Source organism: Paraburkholderia sp. SIMBA_030 (assembly GCF_046535245.1).
GTDB lineage: Bacteria > Pseudomonadota > Gammaproteobacteria > Burkholderiales > Burkholderiaceae > Paraburkholderia.
This window is the reverse complement of record NZ_JAWRXB010000892.1, coordinates 1-260: the sequence shown is the minus strand read 5'-3', so window position 1 is coordinate 260 and position 260 is coordinate 1. Positions and strand designations below refer to the sequence as shown.

The following is a 260-nucleotide window of genomic DNA, read 5'->3' as shown; positions in this document are numbered from 1 at the left end:
CATCCGGCCGAGCTGGTCGCGGCCTACGAACCCGTTGCTTACGAGCAGACTGCGCAGGTCGAGCCGGAGCCGGCCTATTACGAGACACAGGCCGTAGAGCCTGAGCCCGTCGTCCATGCCGAGCCGGCAGCCGCTTCCGCCTGGAATGCTGCGGGAGCCTTTGCTTCGGCGGATCGGACTGCGCAGCAGTCCGAGCCGGTGTCGAACGGCGCCCGTGATCTGATCGAAGAGCTTGAAATGTCGATCGGTGCGGCTGCGGC

Annotated in this window: 1 protein-coding gene; it reads left to right on the top strand. The window is 66.5% G+C overall.

Features of this window, described 5'->3' with window-relative positions:
• Positions 1-260 (top strand): hypothetical protein (locus SB772_RS42590; protein WP_410838843.1); only part of this gene is annotated, 260 nt, incomplete at both ends.